The organism is Xanthobacter dioxanivorans (genome assembly GCF_016807805.1).
Taxonomy (GTDB): Bacteria; Pseudomonadota; Alphaproteobacteria; order Rhizobiales; family Xanthobacteraceae; genus Xanthobacter; species Xanthobacter dioxanivorans.
The window spans coordinates 495,327-511,879 of record NZ_CP063362.1; the positions used below are offsets into that span (position 1 = coordinate 495,327).

The window sequence follows — 16,553 nt, forward strand, 5'->3', positions numbered from 1 at the left end:
GGAGGAAATGCCATGAAGGCCCTGAGACTGCTGAAGGGGCTCGCCGTCTGCGCGGCCCTCGCCTGCGCCGCGTCGGCGGCCCTCGCCGAGACCTGGCCGATGCGAACGGTGCGGTTCGTGGTGCCGTTCCCGGCCGGCACCGCCACCGACCTTGCCGCCCGCACCGTGGGACAGGAGCTGCAGGTGAAGCTCGGCCAGCCGTTCGTGATCGACAACCGGCCCGGTGCCGGCGGCTCCATCGCGGTGATGGAGGTGGTGCGTGCCGCGCCCGACGGCTACACGCTGCTGTTCTCCTCGAACTCGGCCATCTCTTCCAACGTCGCCCTGTTCAAGAGCCTGCCCTACGACCCGAACCGGGATTTCACCCCCATCGCCGGGGTGGGCTTGAACGCGCTGGTGCTGATGGTGAAGGGGGACTTCCCGGCCAAGGACCTCGCCGGCTTCATCGCCCATGCCAAGGCCCATCCCGGCAAGCTGACGGCCGGCTACGGCTCCTCCAGCTCGCAGGTCTCCATCTCCATGCTGGCGCGCATGGCCGGCCTCGACGTGGTCAGCGTGCCCTACAAGGGCATCACCCAGGCGGTGAACGACCTTCTGGGCGGGTCCATCGACTTCACCTTCGTCGACATCGGCAATGCCATAGCCCAGGCCAAGCGCGGCGCGCTCCGCGGGCTCGCGGTGACGTCGCTGGCGCCGAACGCGCTGGAGCCGAGCTGGCCGCCCGTCGCCACCACCCTGCCGGGCTACGACATCACCGCCTGGTTCGCCGTGGTCGGCCCCGCCGGCGTGCCGGCGGACGTGGTGAACAAGATCCACGCCGACATCAGCCGGGTGCTGGCCGCCCCCGAAATGACGGAGAAGTTCGGCGCCATCGGCCTCGTGCCGCAGGCCATGGGGCCGGTGCAGCTCAAGGCCTTCATCGCCGACGAGATCGTCACGTGGCGGCGCCTTGTCAAGGAAGCCAATATCGAGCCCCAGTGAGGGGCGCCCCGGAAAGAGAAAAACCATGAGCAAGGTGATGCTGGTGACCGGCGCCAGCCGGGGCATCGGGGCGCAGATCGCGCTGCTCGCCGCGCGGCAGGGCTGGAGCGTCGGCGTGAACTACCACCGCAGTGCCGACGCCGCGCTGGAACTGGTGCGCGAGATCGGCGCGGACGGCGGGCGGGCGGTGGCGCTGGCCGCCAATGTGAGCCGCCCGGAGGAGGTCGAGCGCATGTTTGCCGAGCTCGACCAGGCGTTCGGCCGGGTCGGCGCCCTCATCAACAACGCCGGCGTGCTGGCGAGCTTCCGCCTTGCCGATGCGGCGCCGGGGCAGCTGGAAGAGGTGTTCAGGGCCAACGTCTTCAGCGCCTATTATTGCGCGCGGGAAGCGATCCGGCGCATGTCCACCCGGCACGGCGGGCCGGGGGGCGCCATCCTCAACATGTCGTCCGTGGCATCGCGGCTGGGCGGGCTCGGCGGCGGCACCGCCTATGCCGGCTCGAAGGGCGCGATCGATTCCTTAACGCTGGCGCTGGCCAAGGAGGTGGGCGGCGAAGGCATCCGCGTGAACGCGCTGCGGCCGGGCCTGATCGAGACAGAGATCCATTCCGTGCATGGCGGCCTCGACCAGATGCGCGCGCTGGCGCGGCAGTCCGTGCCCCTCGGACGGTCGGGCACGGCGCAGGAGGTGGCGGAGGTCGCCCTGTGGGCCGTGTCGGAGGGCGCCTCCTATGTCCACGGCACCTGCATCGACGTCGCCGGCGGACGATGAGAGCGGCGGCCTGCCACATGCGCCGCGCTCACTGTTCAACCGCAATTGCAAGGGCGTCGATCCCGCCACGGTGACCACCCCGCTGTCGTGCCGCTGATGATTGACATCTCGGCCGTCGAGAGCCGGCGCCGCGCAATGAGCGTTGCGACCGGTTGCAACGGCCTCCGGACCGAAGCATCCCCCGAGCCGCGGCTCTTCGGGGGTGCGCGGCGCTACCGGTCATCATCATCGCCTGCAATTTCGGCCGCAGGCTGAAGACCCTCGAGGGTCCGCGCGTCGCCGCCGTTTGGCCTTGGACGCGGGTATTGGTCCAGGGCCCGCCCCCCGTGAGTTGAATTCGCTGCGGTGGAGCCTTATGCGTGGACGTCATGGACACCCGAGCCGACGCCGAAAAACCCTTGAATTCGCTGCCCTGCCACCGGCCGACGTCCGCCAAGGCGGCGCCGTTCCTGCCGATGAGCCGCGCCGAGATGACGGCGCTCGGTTGGGACGCCTGCGACATCGTGCTGGTGACGGGCGACGCCTATGTGGATCATCCGAGCTTCGGCATGGCCATCATCGGCCGGCTGCTCGAAGCCCAGGGCTTCCGGGTCGGCATCATCGCGCAGCCCGACTGGCAGTCGGCGGAGCCGTTCAAGGCGCTGGGCAAGCCGAAACTGTTCTTCGGCGTCACCGGCGGCAACATGGACTCGATGGTCAACCGCTACACGGCGGACCGCCGGCTGCGCCACGACGACGCCTACACCCCCGGCGGGGAAGGCGGCCGGCGGCCGGACCGCTCAACCATCGTCTACACGCAACGCTGCCGCGAGGCGTTCAAGGACGTGCCGATCGTGCTCGGCGGCATCGAGGCGTCGCTGCGCCGCATCGCGCATTTCGACTACTGGTCGGACAAGGTGCGCCGCTCGATCCTGGCGGACGCCAAGGCGGATCTGCTGGTCTACGGCAACGCCGAGCGCGCCATCGTCGAGGTGGCGAACCGCCTTGCCGCCGGTGAGCCGCCGCGCGATCTTGATTCCATCCGCGGCGTCGCGCTGTTCCGCCGTGTGCCTGAGCACTATGCGGAACTCCACGCCGACGATCTCGATTCCGCCGACGAGGGGGCCGCCCGCCGGCCCGGCGACGTGGTGATCCGCCTTCCGGCCTACGAGCAGGTGGAGCAGGACAAGGAAGCCTATGCCCGCGCCTCGCGCGTGCTGCACCGGGAGAGCAATCCCGGCAATGCGCGCCCGCTGGTCCAGCGCCACGGCGACCGCGATCTGTGGCTCAATCCGCCGCCCATCCCGCTGACCTCCGCCGAGATGGACGCGGTCTACGATCTGCCCTATGCCCGCGCGCCGCATCCGTCCTACGGCGATGCCAAGATCCCGGCCTGGGACATGATCAAGTTCTCGGTGACCATCATGCGCGGCTGCTTCGGCGGCTGCACGTTCTGCTCCATCACCGAGCACGAGGGTCGCATCATCCAGAACCGCTCTGAGGGCTCGATCCTGCGCGAGATCGAGCAGATCCGGGACCGGACGCCCGGCTTCACGGGGGTGATCTCGGACATCGGCGGACCGACCGCCAACATGTACCGGATGGCCTGCAAGGATCCCAAGATCGAGGCGGCGTGCCGGCTGCCCTCCTGCGTCTTCCCCGACATCTGCCCGAACCTCAACACCTCGCACGACGATCTGATCCGGCTCTATCGCAAGGTGCGCGAGGTGGAGGGCCTCAAGAGGGTGATGGTCGCGTCCGGCGTGCGCTATGACCTCGCGGTGAAGAGCCCCGAATACATCAAGGAGCTGGTGACCCATCACGTCGGCGGCTATCTGAAGATCGCGCCCGAACACACCGAGCGCGGCCCGCTCGACAAGATGATGAAGCCGGGGATCGGCACCTACGATCGCTTCAAGGAGATGTTCGACGCCGCGGTGAAGCAGGCCGGCAAGAAATATTACCTCATCCCGTATTTCATCGCGGCGCATCCGGGCACGACCGACGAGGACATGATGAACCTCGCGCTCTGGCTCAAGAAGAACCGCTACCGCGCCGATCAGGTGCAGACGTTCCTGCCGTCGCCGATGGCCACGGCCACGGCCATGTACCACACCGGCGTCAATCCGCTGCGTGCCGTGCGGCACGGGGCGAGCGACAAGGTGGTGACGGTCACCGGGCTGCGGCAGCGCCGGCTGCACAAGGCGTTCCTGCGCTACCATGATCCCGACAACTGGCCGCTGCTGCGCGAGGCGCTGAAGCAGATGGGTCGCGCCGACCTGATCGGCCCGCGCCCCGACCAGCTCGTGCCGGCGCACCAGCCGCCCGGCACAGGCAAGGCCGCCGGCACGCGACGACCCGTGCGCGGCTCCAGTGGGACGCAGCGCTTCACCACCAAGGGCGTCCCCCTGCAAAGGAAGTGAACGGTCGGCGCCGGCAGGCGGCGTGCCCCGCCCTGCCCCGCACCAACACTTACTCGGCGGATGGCATGGCCTCGCGCTGCATGACAGCGGCGAAAAATCCATCGGTGTCGTGGCGCGCGGGCGTCAGCGACAGGTAGTCCGGATGGGCCGAAAAGGTCAGCTGCGGCGCAGCCTCGCGCAGCGGCACGACCTGAAAGGCGGGATGCGCCGCGAGGAAGGCGGCCGCCTGCTCCTCGTTTTCCTCGGGCAGCATGGAGCATGTGGCGTAGACGAGCCGTCCGCCGGGCTTCACGAGCCGCGCCGCGCTCGCAAGAATACGGGCCTGCAGCGGCAGGAGATGATCAAGCCCGGCGCCCAGCGGGCGCCAGCGCGCATCCGGATTGCGCCGCCACGTTCCGGTGCCGCTGCAGGGTGCATCGACCAGCACGCGATCGAAACTGCCCTTGTGACGTTTCACCCAGCGATCCGTTTCGCCGGCCAGGGGCCTGGTCTCGATATTGTGGAGGCCCGCACGCCGGAAACGCTCGGCGGCCCGCTTCAGGCGGCCCTCCAGGACGTCGCAGGCCATGACGTGGCCCTTGTTGGCCATCTGCGCGGCAATGGCCAGCGTCTTGCCGCCCGCTCCGGCGCAGAAATCGACCACGCGTTCGCCCGGCCGCGCGTCCACCAGCATGGCGACAAGCTGCGAGCCCTCGTCCTGAATCTCGACCTCGCCGCTTTTCAGCATGGGCAGGCTGGCCAAGGAGGGACGCTCCTTCACCCGAATGCCGTAAGGCGCCATGGGCGCCGCCTCGGCCGGAAGGCCGAGATCGCGCAGCCCGCGCAGCATGACCTCGCGCGTGGACTTGAGCGGATTGACACGCAGATCGAGCGGGGCCGCGGTCAGAAGCGCAGCCATCTCGCGCCCGAACGCGTCATGGAAACGGCGCCGCAATGGCTCGACCGCCCAGGATGGACATTCAAAGCGCACCTCATCGGGCATGGCTGGATGGTCCATGGGGCAGCCCTGCAATTTGACCAGCAGCGCACGCTCGTGATCCCTCAACACCGCAGGCGCGAATTTTCCACCGTTGAACAGGCCATGGACCTGATCCGGCGTCTTGCCCCCATCGAGCGCGAGCCATGCCAGGAGCCGGTTGCGCGGCACGTCGGGCCGGCCGTGCTTCGCCAACCACCAGCCCAGCCGGGCGTGATGTCGCAGCAGCGCATAGAGCAAATTGGAGATTTGGCCCCGATCCTTGTCGCCGATATGGCGGCGGGACCGAAACCACGCCGAGACGACTGCATCGGCGGGACGTGCGACACGATCGACGTCATGCATCAGATCGAGAGTGGCTTGCAGACGGGCGGCGGGGGTCACTTCGAGACGATCAGGCTGGAAAAAGCGCGGCACCATAGACGACGGCGCCGCCGCTGACTATTGATTCGCATGTCCCTCCGGGCTGATCCCGTTTGGACGCCGCCGCGTGAGAATTTCCCCGCGCCGCGATCAGGCGCAACCGCATCGCCGAGAGCCGTTCTGGAACGGGTAGAGGCATTGCGTGCGGGGTTTCGAGGGGATTCAAGCTGCGGATGTGGACGCAGGAGCAGCCCGGCCGCGGCGCTGACGCCGTTCTAGCCCTGGAAGCCACCGGCCTTGAGGTAATCGTCTTCCTCCGGAGTTGTGAAGCGACCGAGCATCAGATTGCGGTGCGGGAAGCGGCCGAAGCGGCGGATGATGTCGCGATGGCCTTCGGCGTGGGACAGCCACGGCTGGCCCAGCCGCGCGTTCAGCGCCACGGAGAAATCCTGGTCGGCCAGATGCTCCGAATGGGCAAAGGGCAAGCAGAAGAACAGACGCAGATCGGCCTCGACGTGCGGCATGTGTCCGGCTTCTTCTGCCTGCCGCGCGTAGTGCCGGGCGAGCGGATCGGTCGCATACATGTGGCCCGTGCCGCGGAAAGCGTTGCGGGGGAATTGATCGGCCAGGATCAGGAGCGCGAGCGCGCCGTCCGGCGTTGCCATCCAGTCGTCATGCCGACGTGCGGCGACCTCCATGTGAAGATCGATAAATCGGTCGCGAAAGGCAACGTCGAAGCGCGCGTCCTTGACGAACCATTTTGCCGACGCGCCGCGCCAGAAGGCGACAACATCCCCCGACCGGCTGCCCGCCGGTTTGACGCGCGCGGGCTGCGAAAGGATGCAGGCCCGTTGCCGGTTCATGCCGTCGGCTTCTCAGTGCGCCGTCGGCCGGACGGCCGAGAGCCGCCGCTTGCGCAGCATCCGGCCCTCCCAGAAGCCGACGGCGAGCATGATGAGCGTCGTCAGCCAGCCCATGGCGAGCAGGTCGACGGCGGATGCGACAGGGATCAGGAGCAGCAGCGCCGCCACGCCCGCCATATGGGATGCCGGCAGCACGCCGTAGACGGCCTTCTTGTAGACGGCGCTTCCGAGCAGATAGATCGCCGGCCCGATCGATAGGACTAGGGCATAAGGCGTCTTCAGCGGATCATGCGGATGCGCCAGCACCAGATCGTTGCCGACGGCCGTGGCGATGATCCCAGCGACCAGAATGGCGTGGATGTAGTGGAAATACGCCCCCATCCGGCCGGGATCGTCGGAATGGGTAATGGCGTCGGTGGCATCCTTGCTCGATGTGCCGAAATAGAGCCACCACATGGCGAGCGTGCCCAGGAACGTCGCGAGCAGCGCCGAGAGGATCGGAACATCCCAGCTCCCCGCCCGCGCCATGGTGGCGCCGGTCGCCAGCAGGGTCTCGCCAAGGGCGACGATCACGAAGAGCTGGCAGCGTTCGGCCAGATGCCCGCCCTCGATCGTCCAGTCGCTGGTTTTCGAGCGGCCGAGCCCCGGCAGGGGAAAGCCAAACATCGGCGAGACATATTCGCAAGCGATCGCGACCGCCCACAGGGCCATGCGGACTTCATGCTCGACGAAGGCCCCAGCGATCCAGAAAGCGGCGGCGATGGAAACCCAGCCGAGCATGCGCCGGTAGTTGGCAGCAAGCGGATGATCCGAACCCAGCTCCCAGACAATGTAGGCGGTGCGCCCCACCTGGATCGCGGCATAGGCGAGGGCGAAAACCAGCCCGCGCTCGCCGAAGGCGCCGGGGATCGCCGAGGCCATGACGAGGCCCGCCAGCATTACGGCGAAGATCATGCCGCGGATGCGCGGCGTCTCGGGATCGAACCAGTTGGTGACCCAGCAGGTATATTGCCAGCCGAGCCAAACCGCGAACCAGAGGATCAGCGTCTCGATGACGCCCGTCAGATTGAGGTTGGTCAGCAGTTCATGGCTGAGCTGCGTCACCGCGAAGACATAGACGAGGTCGAAGAACAGCTCCTCGAAGGTGACGCGTGCATGATGTCCGTCGCGGCGACGAAGCAGCGGGTGATGGCCTGAGATCGTGTCGGCCGCGGAGCTGTCGGTCATGGGCGTTCCAGCGTGTCAGGAGCGGGCGAATTGCCAGATGGCGATGGCCGCGACCGCAGCCGGCACGGCGAAGACCACCAGCAGGATGGGCAGTTCTTGCGCCACGGTGTAGCCGGCCCTGTTGACGCCGACCCAGAGGTTGGCGACCGACACGATGAGCCAGACAGGGATGAAGACCTTGGCGGCCGTGGCGAGAGCCGGCGTCGTGCCGCCCCAGAGCTGGCCGAACAGCACGAAGACGCAGAGCAGGACGATGCCCCCCGCGATGACCATCAGCATGTGCATGACGCCCCCTTATGAAAACACGCTCAGGTTCTTGGCGATGTCCTTGCCGGCATAGGGCGGGAAAACATCGAGCTCGAGATCGGGATTGCCGATCAGCATGGCCTTGGTGTTGCTGAGCGCGTCGAATCCAGCCTTGCCGTAATATTTGCCCATGCCGCTGTTGCCGACGCCGCCGAAAGGCAGGCTGTCGATCCAGCAGTGCAGGTTGGTCTGGTTGATACAGCCGCCGCCAAAGGAGAGCGATCCCAGCACGAAGTCGATCATCGCCGAATCCTTGCTGAAGATGTAGGCGGCGAGCGGCTTCGGCTTGCGCTTGATGACTGTCACCATCTCCTTGAGGTCGCCATACGGCATGACCGGCAGCACCGGGCCGAACACCTCCTGCTGCAGCGCCGGATCGTCCCAGGTCGAGGGATAGAGCAGCGTCGGCTCGATGTAACGTGCCTTGACGTCATAGCGCCCGCCATGGACGACTTTTTCCGGCAGGATATAGGAGGCGACCCGCTCGGCGTCGTGCTCGCTGATCATCCGCGCAAAGTCCGGGCTCTGGCTCGGGTCCTCGCCATACATCTTGACGAGCGATGCCTTGAGCTTCGCGATGAAGCCATCCGCGACACTTTCATGGACGTAGACATAGCCCGGCGCGATGCACCATTGGCCCGAGATGGCATTATGGCCCCAAGCGATGCGGTCGGCGGCGATGTCGAGGTTGGCGGTCGCATCGACAATGGTCGGGTTCTGCCCGCCGAGTTCAAGGATGACGGGCGTCAAATTCTCGGCCGCGGCGCGCATCACCACCTTGCCGACGGCCGACGAGCCGGTGAAGAAGATGAAGTCGAAGGGCAATGCCAGGAGCTCGCCGATCTCCTCGCGCCCGCCGGTGACGACGGCAACGTTCTCCGGCGCGAAATATTGCGGGATCAACGTGGCAAACAGCGCTGCCGTTGCGGGCGTCGTGTTGGCGGGCTTGAGGATCACCGGGTTGCCGGCGGCCAGCGCCGCGATGGCAGGGTCGAGCAGCAGCAGGATCGGCGCGTTGAACGGGCCGATCACCAGCATCACGCCATAGGGCTCCTTGTAGATAACGCCCCTATTGCCGGTTTCCTCCAACCCCCTGGGGAGGTCGACGGGCTGCGGCGCCATCAGCGCCTTCAGGTTCTCGCGATAATATTTGATCACGCCGGTTGGCACGGTGATCTCGAAGAGCTGCTCGAAGGGCGGCTTCCCGAAGTCCCGGTAGAGTGCGGCGCAGAACGCATCCTTGTTGTCGGCGAGCATCCGCTCCATGCGGTCGAGCTGGTCGATCCGCCAGTCATGGCTTTTGGTCGCGTCGCTCAGGAAATGCTCCCGCTGCACGTCGAACAGAGCCTGGAATCGGTTGGTCATGACGAAACTCCCGGTGCGGCGACGCGACGTTGGCTCCATCGAAACAACGTCTGAAAAACAGAAGCGGCCGGGGCCCGGCCCCGGCCGCTTCCCGGGTTACTTCGTCGTGTAGCCGCCGTTGACGAGAATGGTCTGGCCGGTCATCCACCAGCCCTCCGAGACGAGGAAGCGGATGAAGGGGACGATGTCCTCGATGTCGGTCAGGCCGGTCTTGGAGAAGTTCGACAGCGCCGCCGCGGTCTTGTGATAGGCGACTGCATCGGCGCCCTCGGCGGGGTAGAAAAAGGGGGTATCCATCGGGCCGGGGCCGATCGCCGTCACCGAGATGCCGCGCGCGCCGAACTCCTTCGACGCCGCGCGGGTGAAATGTTCGACCGGGGCCTTGGTGCCGGCATAGGCAGCGTAGAAGGGCGTGAACGCGCCAAGCAGCGACGTCACGACGCTGCAGATCTTGCCCTTGTCGTTGAGGTGCTTTCCGGATTCCTTGATGAAGAAGAAAGCACTCTTCGAGTTCACCGCCGTCATCTCGTCATATTCAGCTTCCGAGATCTCGACCATCGGCTTCTTCAGCACTTTGCCGACCGTGTTGATGGCGATATCGATGCCACCCAACGCCGCCTTGGCGTCAGTGAACAGTTTTTCGGTCGCTCCGGCTGTGGTGAGGTCGGCCTGGAAGGCGAAGGCGTCCGCCCCCGCCGCCTTGATCGCCGCCACGGTCTCGTCGGCGGCCGGCTTTGTGACGCCGGTGTTGTAGTGGACGGCAATCGCCTTCGCGCCCTGCGCGGCGAGATCGCGCGCGATCAGCCCGCCGAGGTTCTTCGCGCCGCCGGCGATGAGAACGGTTTTTCCCCTGATGCTGTGATCGGTCATCGGCGTTGGCCTCCTTGCCCGGCGGCCACCCACGGGACCGCTTCATGCGGCACACCATATCGTCTATAGATTTCTCATAAATCCGCTCATTTTGACATCACCTGTCAGAAATGACGGACAATCAACCGAGCTGGCGCCCGTGGACCGTATCGACCTTTTCCGCACCTTCACCCGCGTTGTCGAATGCGCGAGCTTTACCCGCGCCGCCGACACCCTCGGGCTGCCGCGTTCGTCCGTATCGGCCGCTGTGATCGATCTCGAAGCACGGGTCGGAGCCCGCCTGCTTCACCGCACCACCCGGAAGGTCTCCCCGACCCAGGACGGCGCCGCCTTCTATGAGCGCTGCTTGCGCCTGATCGCCGATGTGGAGGAGACCGAGGGGTTGTTCCGGCAGACGTCGGTCGGACCGAGCGGTAGCCTGCGCATCGACGTGCCGGGCCGGATCGGGAGACTGATCATCGCGCCGGCGCTGCCGGAATTCCTCGCCCGCCATCCCCAACTCGACATCGAGCTGCGTGTCACCGATCGGGCGGTGAACCTCGTGGAGGAGAGCGTCGATTGCGTGCTGCGGGTCGGACCGCTGAGCGATTCAGGTCTCATCGCCCGCAAGATCGGCGACCTCCCGCTGATCAATGTCGCCAGCCCCGGCTATCTCGCCCGACATGGCACACCGGGCACGCCGGGCGATCTCGGTGGGCATCTGGCCGTCAATTATGCCTCGCCTTCCACGGGTCGCGTCGAGGATTGGGAATGGGTGGAGGACAGCGAGGTCCGGATGCTGCCGATGCGCGCCCGCGTTACCGTCAACAGCGCCGAAGCTTATATCGCCTGTTGTCTTGCCGATCTCGGCCTCATCCAGATCCCAGCTTATGACGTCAAACGCCACCTCGCCGCAGGCGAACTCGTCGAGGTCATGCCCGGGCACCGGGCTGCGGCCATGCCGATGACGCTGCTCTATCCGCACCGTCAGCATCTGTCTCGCAGGCTTCAGGCCTTTGCCGATTGGCTGGAGCAGCTCCTGAAACGGGAAATTCTCTAGGAAAGCGGCAGGCCGAACGGCCAACTTGCTGCGGAGTAGGTTCTCGGCCATCAACCCGGGCTATGGCGCTCCCCTCTCCGTTGCCGGGAGGTGTCCGTGCTGACGCCATTGCCGCGGCTCATCGGCCTGCTGGTGGCGCTGCCCGTGGTGGGGCACGGCACCTGGCCCCCGAAGCATCGCCTTCCGCATCCCGCCGCCGTGATCGGCACCGACGGGATCAGCCCGCCGGCACCTCGCGCAGATAGGCCAGCAGCATCTCGCTGGCATGCCGCCGCCGGTCCGCGCGCCAGCGGGCGCTGGTCAGGGTCGCGCTGAACAGGTGCGAGAGGGTCGGGGCATTGGAGATGTGGAAATAGCTCAGCGCCACCATGGTCACGTAGAGCTGGAGCGGGTCGACACCGGTGCGGAACACCCCTTCCGCTTCCCCGCGTGCCAGCACGTCGTGGATGGCGTCCATCAGCGGGGAGGAAATGGCGGAGACGCGGGGCGATGTCTTCAGGTACCGACCGCCCAGCAAATTCTCGCTGGCCAGCAGGCGGATGAACAGCGGATTCGCCGCGAAATGGGCATAGGTGAAGTCGAACAGCTTCATCATGGCCGGCACGGGGGCGAGGTCGCGCAGGTTGAGCCGCCGCTCCTGGACACGTATGTCCTCGAACACCGTTTCGAGAACCTTCAGGTAGAGCGCCTTCTTGCCTCCGAAATAATGATAGAGCATGCGCATGTTGGCATCGGCCCGGCGGGCGATGGCATCGATGCGCGCGCCGTTGTAGCCGTGCTCGGCAAATTCCTCGATGGCGGCGTGAAGAATGCGCTCCTGGGTGGCGGCGGCATCGCGCGGACGGCGGCGGCTGGCCGGCTCCAGGCCCGCTTCCTCCGCCAGGGCAGGGACCGCGTCCGGCGGCGGCCGCCGGGCTGCATCGTGCGTCGTCGCCGGTGCAGCCGCGGACTTGGGCTTCTTGCGGAGGGAGGCAGGCGTCACCGATTGTCCTTTCCGCGCGCCTTTCGCGCGCTGTTGTTCTGCTCGCATGGAATTCCCCTCGGTCCGGCCATGTCTTGCGTCAGTCATTCGGGTGCGATCAGCGGCCTCGGTGCCTGCCTCTGGACCCGATGCTCCGCGCGCTCCCCACCGGACTTTGCTTTCCCATACACGATCCTGCCATTCAGTGCTGCAGCCTTGAAGATGTCCATAAACGCCGTCGGCGGCGCGGACCGGCGCCCCTCTCCCGGCAGCGGCCCCGCGCGCCTCGCCAGATCATCCGGCACCTCGCCGGCACTCGGGCCGAAATGCCCCCAGGGGGTACTTCGGACACGGCGCTTTCCCATCTCGATTTGCCAAATCCACGCGCCCCTGATGAAACCGCCTTGACGGCCCCATAAGTAAGCATGTTATGCGTAATAAACGGAGAGATCCTTGGCTGTCCAGGCCCATCCGTTCGGGCGGCGGCCCGACCGGCCGGAGGCGCGCAAGGCAATCCGGACGAGGAGAAGGTGATGTTGAGGTCTGGGGTCGAACAGCTGGAGTCCATCCGGGATGGGCGCAGAGTACTGATCGGGTCGGAACGAGTCGGGGATGTCACCCGCCATCCCGCGTTTATCGGTGCGTGCGAGACGGTGGCCGGGCTCTATGACCTGAAAAAGGATCCTGTCCATGCGGCGTTCGCTGTCAGCACGGATGAGGACGCAGATCCCTATTCCTCCTATTTCCTCAAGCCGAGGACGCAAGACGACTTGAGGAAGCGGGCCGCGACCCATCGGCTGATCGCCGGGAAGACCTTTGGCATGTGGGGGCGGTCCATGGACCATGTCGCCTCCTTCCTGACAGGAATGGCGATGCGGCCCGGGCTCTTCGAGGTCGGTGACAACGACTTCGGCGCCAACATCCAGGCCTTCTACGACAAGGCCCGGAAGGAAGATGCCTATGTCAGCTACGCCATCAACCCGCCGCAGGGCACGCGCAACCCCGCCGGCTTCGACGGCACAGGGTTCGACAATCCGAGCCTGCGGGTGGTCGCCGAGACGGATGACGGCATCGTCCTGTCGGGGCTCAAGATGCTGGCCACCGCGGGCGTATTCTCGAACTATCTCTTCATCGGCAACATCACGCCGCTCGCGCCCGGGCAAACGGCGGAGGCGGTGACCTGCGTGGTGCCCCTGGCCGCAGAAGGGGTCAGCCTGTGGATGCGCAAGCCCTATGACGGAGGCCCGTCCGATCCCGCGCGCGCCCCGCTGAGCGCGCGCTATGACGAAACCGACGCCATGGTCCTGTGCAAGGACGTCAAGGTGCCGTGGGAGAACGTGTTCACCTACAGGGAGCCGGCCCAGACGCGGCGCATCTTCTTCGAGACGCCGGCGCATTCACTGGGAAATCATCAGTCGAACATCCGGTTCCACGAAAAGCTGAAGATGATTGCCGGCCTCGCGCACAAGGTGGTTGCCTGCACGGAGGCGGGGCAGATCCCGGCAGTGAAGGAAGCGCTTGGGCGGCTCGCGTCGCTGGAGGCCCTGCTGGGTGGGGTCATCGAAGGCCAGATCGCCGCGCCGGAGGCCTGGGGCGAGGGCTACGTGGGGGTTAACCGGCGTATGGTCTATGCGGCCCTCAACTGGTGCACGGAGAACCATTCCCAGATCATCGACACGCTGCGGGAGCTGTGCGGCGGCGGCATGTTCCAGATGCCGGCGAACCTCTCCGTGCTCGATGATCCAGAGCTTGCCGCCGATTTCCGCACCTACTTCCGCACCGCGCATGTGGATGCGGAGGCCCGGGCGCAGCTCTTCAGGCTGGCCTGGGATGTGATCGGGACGGAATTCGCAGGCCGCCACCAGTCCTACGAGAAATTCTATTCGGGCGGGCCCTTCGCGGTGCGTGCCTACAACTACACGATCGCCGACTGGGACGGCTATGACACGATCGTGGACGACCTCCTCATGTCATCCGATTGCGGGAACTGAACATGGCCGAAGCCGACAGCGATATCGTTCTCTATGATGCGGTCGGGGTGCCGAGCCCTCGCCGCGTGAAGATGTGCATGGCCGAGAAGCGCCTCGCTTTCACCAGCCGCTTCCTGAACATCGGCATGATGGACCAGAAGCGGCAGGAATATCTGGACATCAACCCCACGGGAATGGTGCCGACGCTCGTCCACAAGGGGCAGATCGTCTATGATTCCAATGTCATCAACGAGTATCTGAACGACTGCTTCCCGGAACCGCCCCTGGTGCCGGAGAACCCGCTCGACCGTGCCCGGATGCGCATGTGGTTTGCGTTCGAGGCCGATTTTGCCCGGCCTTTCCGGGATGCCTCCTACGAGACCATGGGCAAGGCGCGGGTCAAGAATGCGGGCCTCGACAAGGCGCAGCTCATGGAGATCATCACCTCCAAAACAAGCAATCCATTCTATTCCAGCCTCGTGCTCTCCCTGCTGGAGACGCCCACGAACGAAGCGGTGATCGCGGAAAAGCTCCTGCTCATCTTCGAGAAGATGGCAGGGCTCGAGCGTGCGCTTTCCGACGGGCGGACCTGGTTGTGCGGCGCCGATTTCACGCTCGCCGATATCGCGGTGGCCCCCCGGCTCGACCAGTTCCCCGTGATCGGCGTGGACGACTTCGCGGTGCGCTATCCGGCCGCCGGCGCGTGGCTGGAGCGGGTCAAGGCCCGGCCGAGCTGGCAGCTTTCCCTCACCGTCCCGCCACCGGGCGAGACGCAGCTGCGCGTGGATTTCAGCGCCGCATAGCATCCGTTCCGTGCGGTTCGCGAGGGGCACCCTTCGGGGCCTTTCGCGTGCGCGGCATCCAACTTGCACCAGCGGGGTCATTCCGCCCCGTCGGATGTTCGGCCGCCGTGCGGCGGGCACCCAGCGAAACCACTTGAGGATGCGGCCATGACAGACCGGCTCGGCTATCGCCTGAAGATCGGCATCATCATTCCTTCAACCAATACGACGGTGCAGCCGGAGACCGACGCCATGCGTCCGGCCGGCGTCACCAACCATATCGGGCGCATTCATATTCCTGATCTTCCGCTGACCAACGACACCGAGTTCGAGGCCATGGTGGAGGCCATCGGGCCGGACCTGTTCGGCGCCGTGGACCGGGTGATGACCTGCAAGCCAGACCATCTGGTGATGGCCATGTCCATTCCCACCTTCTGGGGCGGCAAGGCCGGCGGGGACGAGCTGTTGGCCCGGCTGGAGGCCCGCGCGGGCGTGCCGGTGAGCATGGGGTCGGCCGCCTGCGTCGAGGCGCTGCGACGGTTTGCGCATGTCAGGCGCATCGGCATTCTCACCCCGTATCAGCCGGTGGGCGATGCCCATGTGGCCCGCTATTTCGCCGACCACGGCTATGAGGTGAGCAAGGTGGTGAGCCTGATGCGGCCCAGCGAGGTGCAGATCGCCCACGCCACGGAAACCGATATCCGCGAGGGGCTGAAAACCCTTGCCGCGTCGGGCGTCGACGCCATCGTGCAGGCGGGCACGGACCTTGCCGTGACCGACATCGCGGACGAGGCGGAGCGCTGGCTGGGCCTCCCGGTGATCGCGATCAATGCCGCCACCTATTGGCGCGCGCTCCGCCATGCCGGCATTGCGGATCAGATCCCCGGCCGGGGCGTGCTGCTGGCCAGCCACTGACCCCGCCGGGGGCGGCTGCCGGAAGGTCGCTTTGCCTAGTGGGTGTCCGGAACGGGCGGGTCGGCGCATTCTGATCGTGCAATACGGTTTTTAAATACCATTAGACCGCGACGGAAAAACGCCGGCCAGATCCGCGGGTACATCGCAAAAATCAACAAAATCGAGCTATTGATGATCATGTTGAGGCTTCGGATGCCGCCCATTTCCTGGGCATCAAGTAAGCATGTTCTGCGTACAAATGCGCAAAAGTGGGCCACGCAAGCGGGCGTGTGGCGGCGCGTGGAAGGCGGACGATGAGCGGCATTGTCGCCGGGCGCCTTGCCACCCTCGGGCTTTCCTTGCCGCCCGTTCCGCCGCCGCGCGGGGCGTTCAAGCCCTATTCGCGCATGGGCAATGTCATCTATCTCGCCGGCCAGATCTGCGAGTGGAACGGCGAGGTACGCCTCGCCGGCCCCATCGGCGCCCTGCATGATCTGGCGGCCGGCCAGAAGGCCGCGCAATTGTGCGCGCTCAACCTGTTGGCCTCGCTCTCGCTGGCCCTCGATGGCGATCTCGATCGGGTGGTGGCCTGCCATCGGCTCGGCGGCTTCGTCTTCGCCACGCCCGGCTATCCCGATGTGCCGAAAGTGGTGAATGGGGCCTCCGACCTCATGTTCGCCCTGTTCGGCGAGGCCGGCCGCCATGCCCGCACGGCGGTGGGCGTCGCCACACTGCCGGCCGGCGCCAGCGTTGAGGTGGATGGCATCTTCGAGGTGTCCTGA

Annotated in this window: 15 protein-coding genes; 8 read left to right on the forward strand and 7 right to left on the reverse strand. The window is 66.2% G+C overall.

Annotation, left to right across the window (positions count from 1 at the left end; translation table 11 throughout):
• Positions 1-12 precede the first annotated feature (12 nt).
• The 3 genes from EZH22_RS02375 (at position 13) to EZH22_RS02385 (ending at position 4,155) form a co-directional block, all read left to right on the forward strand.
• Positions 13-981: a Bug family tripartite tricarboxylate transporter substrate binding protein gene (locus EZH22_RS02375; protein WP_203194203.1), complete on the forward strand. Its 969-nt coding sequence runs from the start codon at positions 13-15 to the stop codon at positions 979-981.
• A 25-nt stretch (positions 982-1,006) separates the two neighbouring features.
• Positions 1,007-1,753 carry an SDR family oxidoreductase gene (locus EZH22_RS02380; RefSeq protein ID WP_203194204.1) on the forward strand — a complete coding sequence of 249 codons (747 nt, stop codon included), beginning with the start codon at positions 1,007-1,009 and terminating at the stop codon, positions 1,751-1,753.
• 368 nt (positions 1,754-2,121) lie between these two features.
• Positions 2,122-4,155: a YgiQ family radical SAM protein gene (locus EZH22_RS02385; protein WP_203196342.1), complete on the forward strand. Its 2,034-nt coding sequence runs from the start codon at positions 2,122-2,124 to the stop codon at positions 4,153-4,155.
• A gap of 49 nt (positions 4,156-4,204) precedes the next feature.
• Here the strand turns inward: EZH22_RS02385 and EZH22_RS02390 are convergent, their stop codons facing one another.
• The 6 genes from EZH22_RS02390 to EZH22_RS02415 all read right to left on the reverse strand — a co-directional run bounded on the left by EZH22_RS02390 (position 4,205) and on the right by EZH22_RS02415 (position 10,125).
• A complete protein-coding gene (locus EZH22_RS02390; RefSeq protein ID WP_203194205.1) occupies positions 4,205-5,551 on the reverse strand; it encodes an RsmB/NOP family class I SAM-dependent RNA methyltransferase in 1,347 nt (448 codons plus the stop codon).
• Between the two features lie 218 nt (positions 5,552-5,769).
• The gene (locus EZH22_RS02395; RefSeq protein ID WP_203194206.1) at positions 5,770-6,357 is read right to left on the reverse strand and encodes a DUF924 family protein; all 588 of its coding nucleotides are present in this window, start codon (positions 6,355-6,357) and stop codon (positions 5,770-5,772) included.
• A 12-nt stretch (positions 6,358-6,369) separates the two neighbouring features.
• Positions 6,370-7,584: a low temperature requirement protein A gene (locus EZH22_RS02400; protein ID WP_203194207.1), complete on the reverse strand. Its 1,215-nt coding sequence runs from the start codon at positions 7,582-7,584 to the stop codon at positions 6,370-6,372.
• 15 nt (positions 7,585-7,599) lie between these two features.
• A complete protein-coding gene (locus EZH22_RS02405) occupies positions 7,600-7,869 on the reverse strand; it encodes a hypothetical protein (protein WP_203194208.1) in 270 nt (89 codons plus the stop codon).
• Between the two features lie 9 nt (positions 7,870-7,878).
• Complete coding sequence (locus EZH22_RS02410; RefSeq protein WP_203194209.1) at positions 7,879-9,255, reverse strand: aldehyde dehydrogenase family protein; 1,377 nt, start codon at positions 9,253-9,255, stop codon at positions 7,879-7,881.
• A gap of 96 nt (positions 9,256-9,351) precedes the next feature.
• Positions 9,352-10,125, reverse strand: a complete 774-nt coding sequence (locus EZH22_RS02415; RefSeq protein WP_203196343.1) for an SDR family oxidoreductase — start codon at positions 10,123-10,125, stop codon at positions 9,352-9,354.
• A 139-nt stretch (positions 10,126-10,264) separates the two neighbouring features.
• Between EZH22_RS02415 and EZH22_RS02420 the strand changes: the two genes are divergently transcribed.
• Complete coding sequence (locus tag EZH22_RS02420) at positions 10,265-11,164, forward strand: LysR family transcriptional regulator (RefSeq protein ID WP_203194210.1); 900 nt, start codon at positions 10,265-10,267, stop codon at positions 11,162-11,164.
• 217 nt (positions 11,165-11,381) lie between these two features.
• Here the strand turns inward: EZH22_RS02420 and EZH22_RS02425 are convergent, their stop codons facing one another.
• Positions 11,382-12,146 (reverse strand): TetR/AcrR family transcriptional regulator, encoded by a 765-nt coding sequence (locus EZH22_RS02425; RefSeq protein WP_203194211.1) that lies wholly within the window; start codon positions 12,144-12,146, stop codon positions 11,382-11,384.
• A 512-nt stretch (positions 12,147-12,658) separates the two neighbouring features.
• Between EZH22_RS02425 and EZH22_RS02430 the strand changes: the two genes are divergently transcribed.
• From EZH22_RS02430 to EZH22_RS02445, 4 genes are all read left to right on the forward strand, one after another.
• The gene (locus EZH22_RS02430; protein WP_203194212.1) at positions 12,659-14,116 is read left to right on the forward strand and encodes a 4-hydroxyphenylacetate 3-hydroxylase family protein; all 1,458 of its coding nucleotides are present in this window, start codon (positions 12,659-12,661) and stop codon (positions 14,114-14,116) included.
• Between the two features lie 2 nt (positions 14,117-14,118).
• A complete protein-coding gene (locus tag EZH22_RS02435) occupies positions 14,119-14,898 on the forward strand; it encodes a glutathione S-transferase family protein (RefSeq protein WP_203194213.1) in 780 nt (259 codons plus the stop codon).
• Between the two features lie 147 nt (positions 14,899-15,045).
• Complete coding sequence (locus EZH22_RS02440; protein WP_203194214.1) at positions 15,046-15,792, forward strand: maleate cis-trans isomerase family protein; 747 nt, start codon at positions 15,046-15,048, stop codon at positions 15,790-15,792.
• A gap of 293 nt (positions 15,793-16,085) precedes the next feature.
• On the forward strand, positions 16,086-16,553 hold the full coding sequence (locus tag EZH22_RS02445; RefSeq protein WP_203194215.1) for a RidA family protein: 468 nt from the start codon (positions 16,086-16,088) through the stop codon (positions 16,551-16,553).

Excerpts from the sequence above, each read along its gene's own strand:
- EZH22_RS02375 (WP_203194203.1), top strand. The coding sequence starts at position 13 with ATGAAGGCCCTGAGACTGCTGAAGGGGCTCGCCGTCTGCGCGGCCCTC.
- EZH22_RS02380 (WP_203194204.1), top strand. The coding sequence starts at position 1,007 with ATGAGCAAGGTGATGCTGGTGACCGGCGCCAGCCGGGGCATCGGGGCG.
- EZH22_RS02385 (WP_203196342.1), top strand. The coding sequence starts at position 2,122 with ATGGACACCCGAGCCGACGCCGAAAAACCCTTGAATTCGCTGCCCTGC.
- EZH22_RS02390 (WP_203194205.1), bottom strand. The coding sequence starts at position 5,551 with ATGGTGCCGCGCTTTTTCCAGCCTGATCGTCTCGAAGTGACCCCCGCC.
- EZH22_RS02395 (WP_203194206.1), bottom strand. The coding sequence starts at position 6,357 with ATGAACCGGCAACGGGCCTGCATCCTTTCGCAGCCCGCGCGCGTCAAA.
- EZH22_RS02400 (WP_203194207.1), bottom strand. The coding sequence starts at position 7,584 with ATGACCGACAGCTCCGCGGCCGACACGATCTCAGGCCATCACCCGCTG.
- EZH22_RS02405 (WP_203194208.1), bottom strand. The coding sequence starts at position 7,869 with ATGCACATGCTGATGGTCATCGCGGGGGGCATCGTCCTGCTCTGCGTC.
- EZH22_RS02410 (WP_203194209.1), bottom strand. The coding sequence starts at position 9,255 with ATGACCAACCGATTCCAGGCTCTGTTCGACGTGCAGCGGGAGCATTTC.
- EZH22_RS02415 (WP_203196343.1), bottom strand. The coding sequence starts at position 10,125 with ATGACCGATCACAGCATCAGGGGAAAAACCGTTCTCATCGCCGGCGGC.
- EZH22_RS02430 (WP_203194212.1), top strand. The coding sequence starts at position 12,659 with ATGTTGAGGTCTGGGGTCGAACAGCTGGAGTCCATCCGGGATGGGCGC.
- EZH22_RS02435 (WP_203194213.1), top strand. The coding sequence starts at position 14,119 with ATGGCCGAAGCCGACAGCGATATCGTTCTCTATGATGCGGTCGGGGTG.
- EZH22_RS02440 (WP_203194214.1), top strand. The coding sequence starts at position 15,046 with ATGACAGACCGGCTCGGCTATCGCCTGAAGATCGGCATCATCATTCCT.
- EZH22_RS02445 (WP_203194215.1), top strand. The coding sequence starts at position 16,086 with ATGAGCGGCATTGTCGCCGGGCGCCTTGCCACCCTCGGGCTTTCCTTG.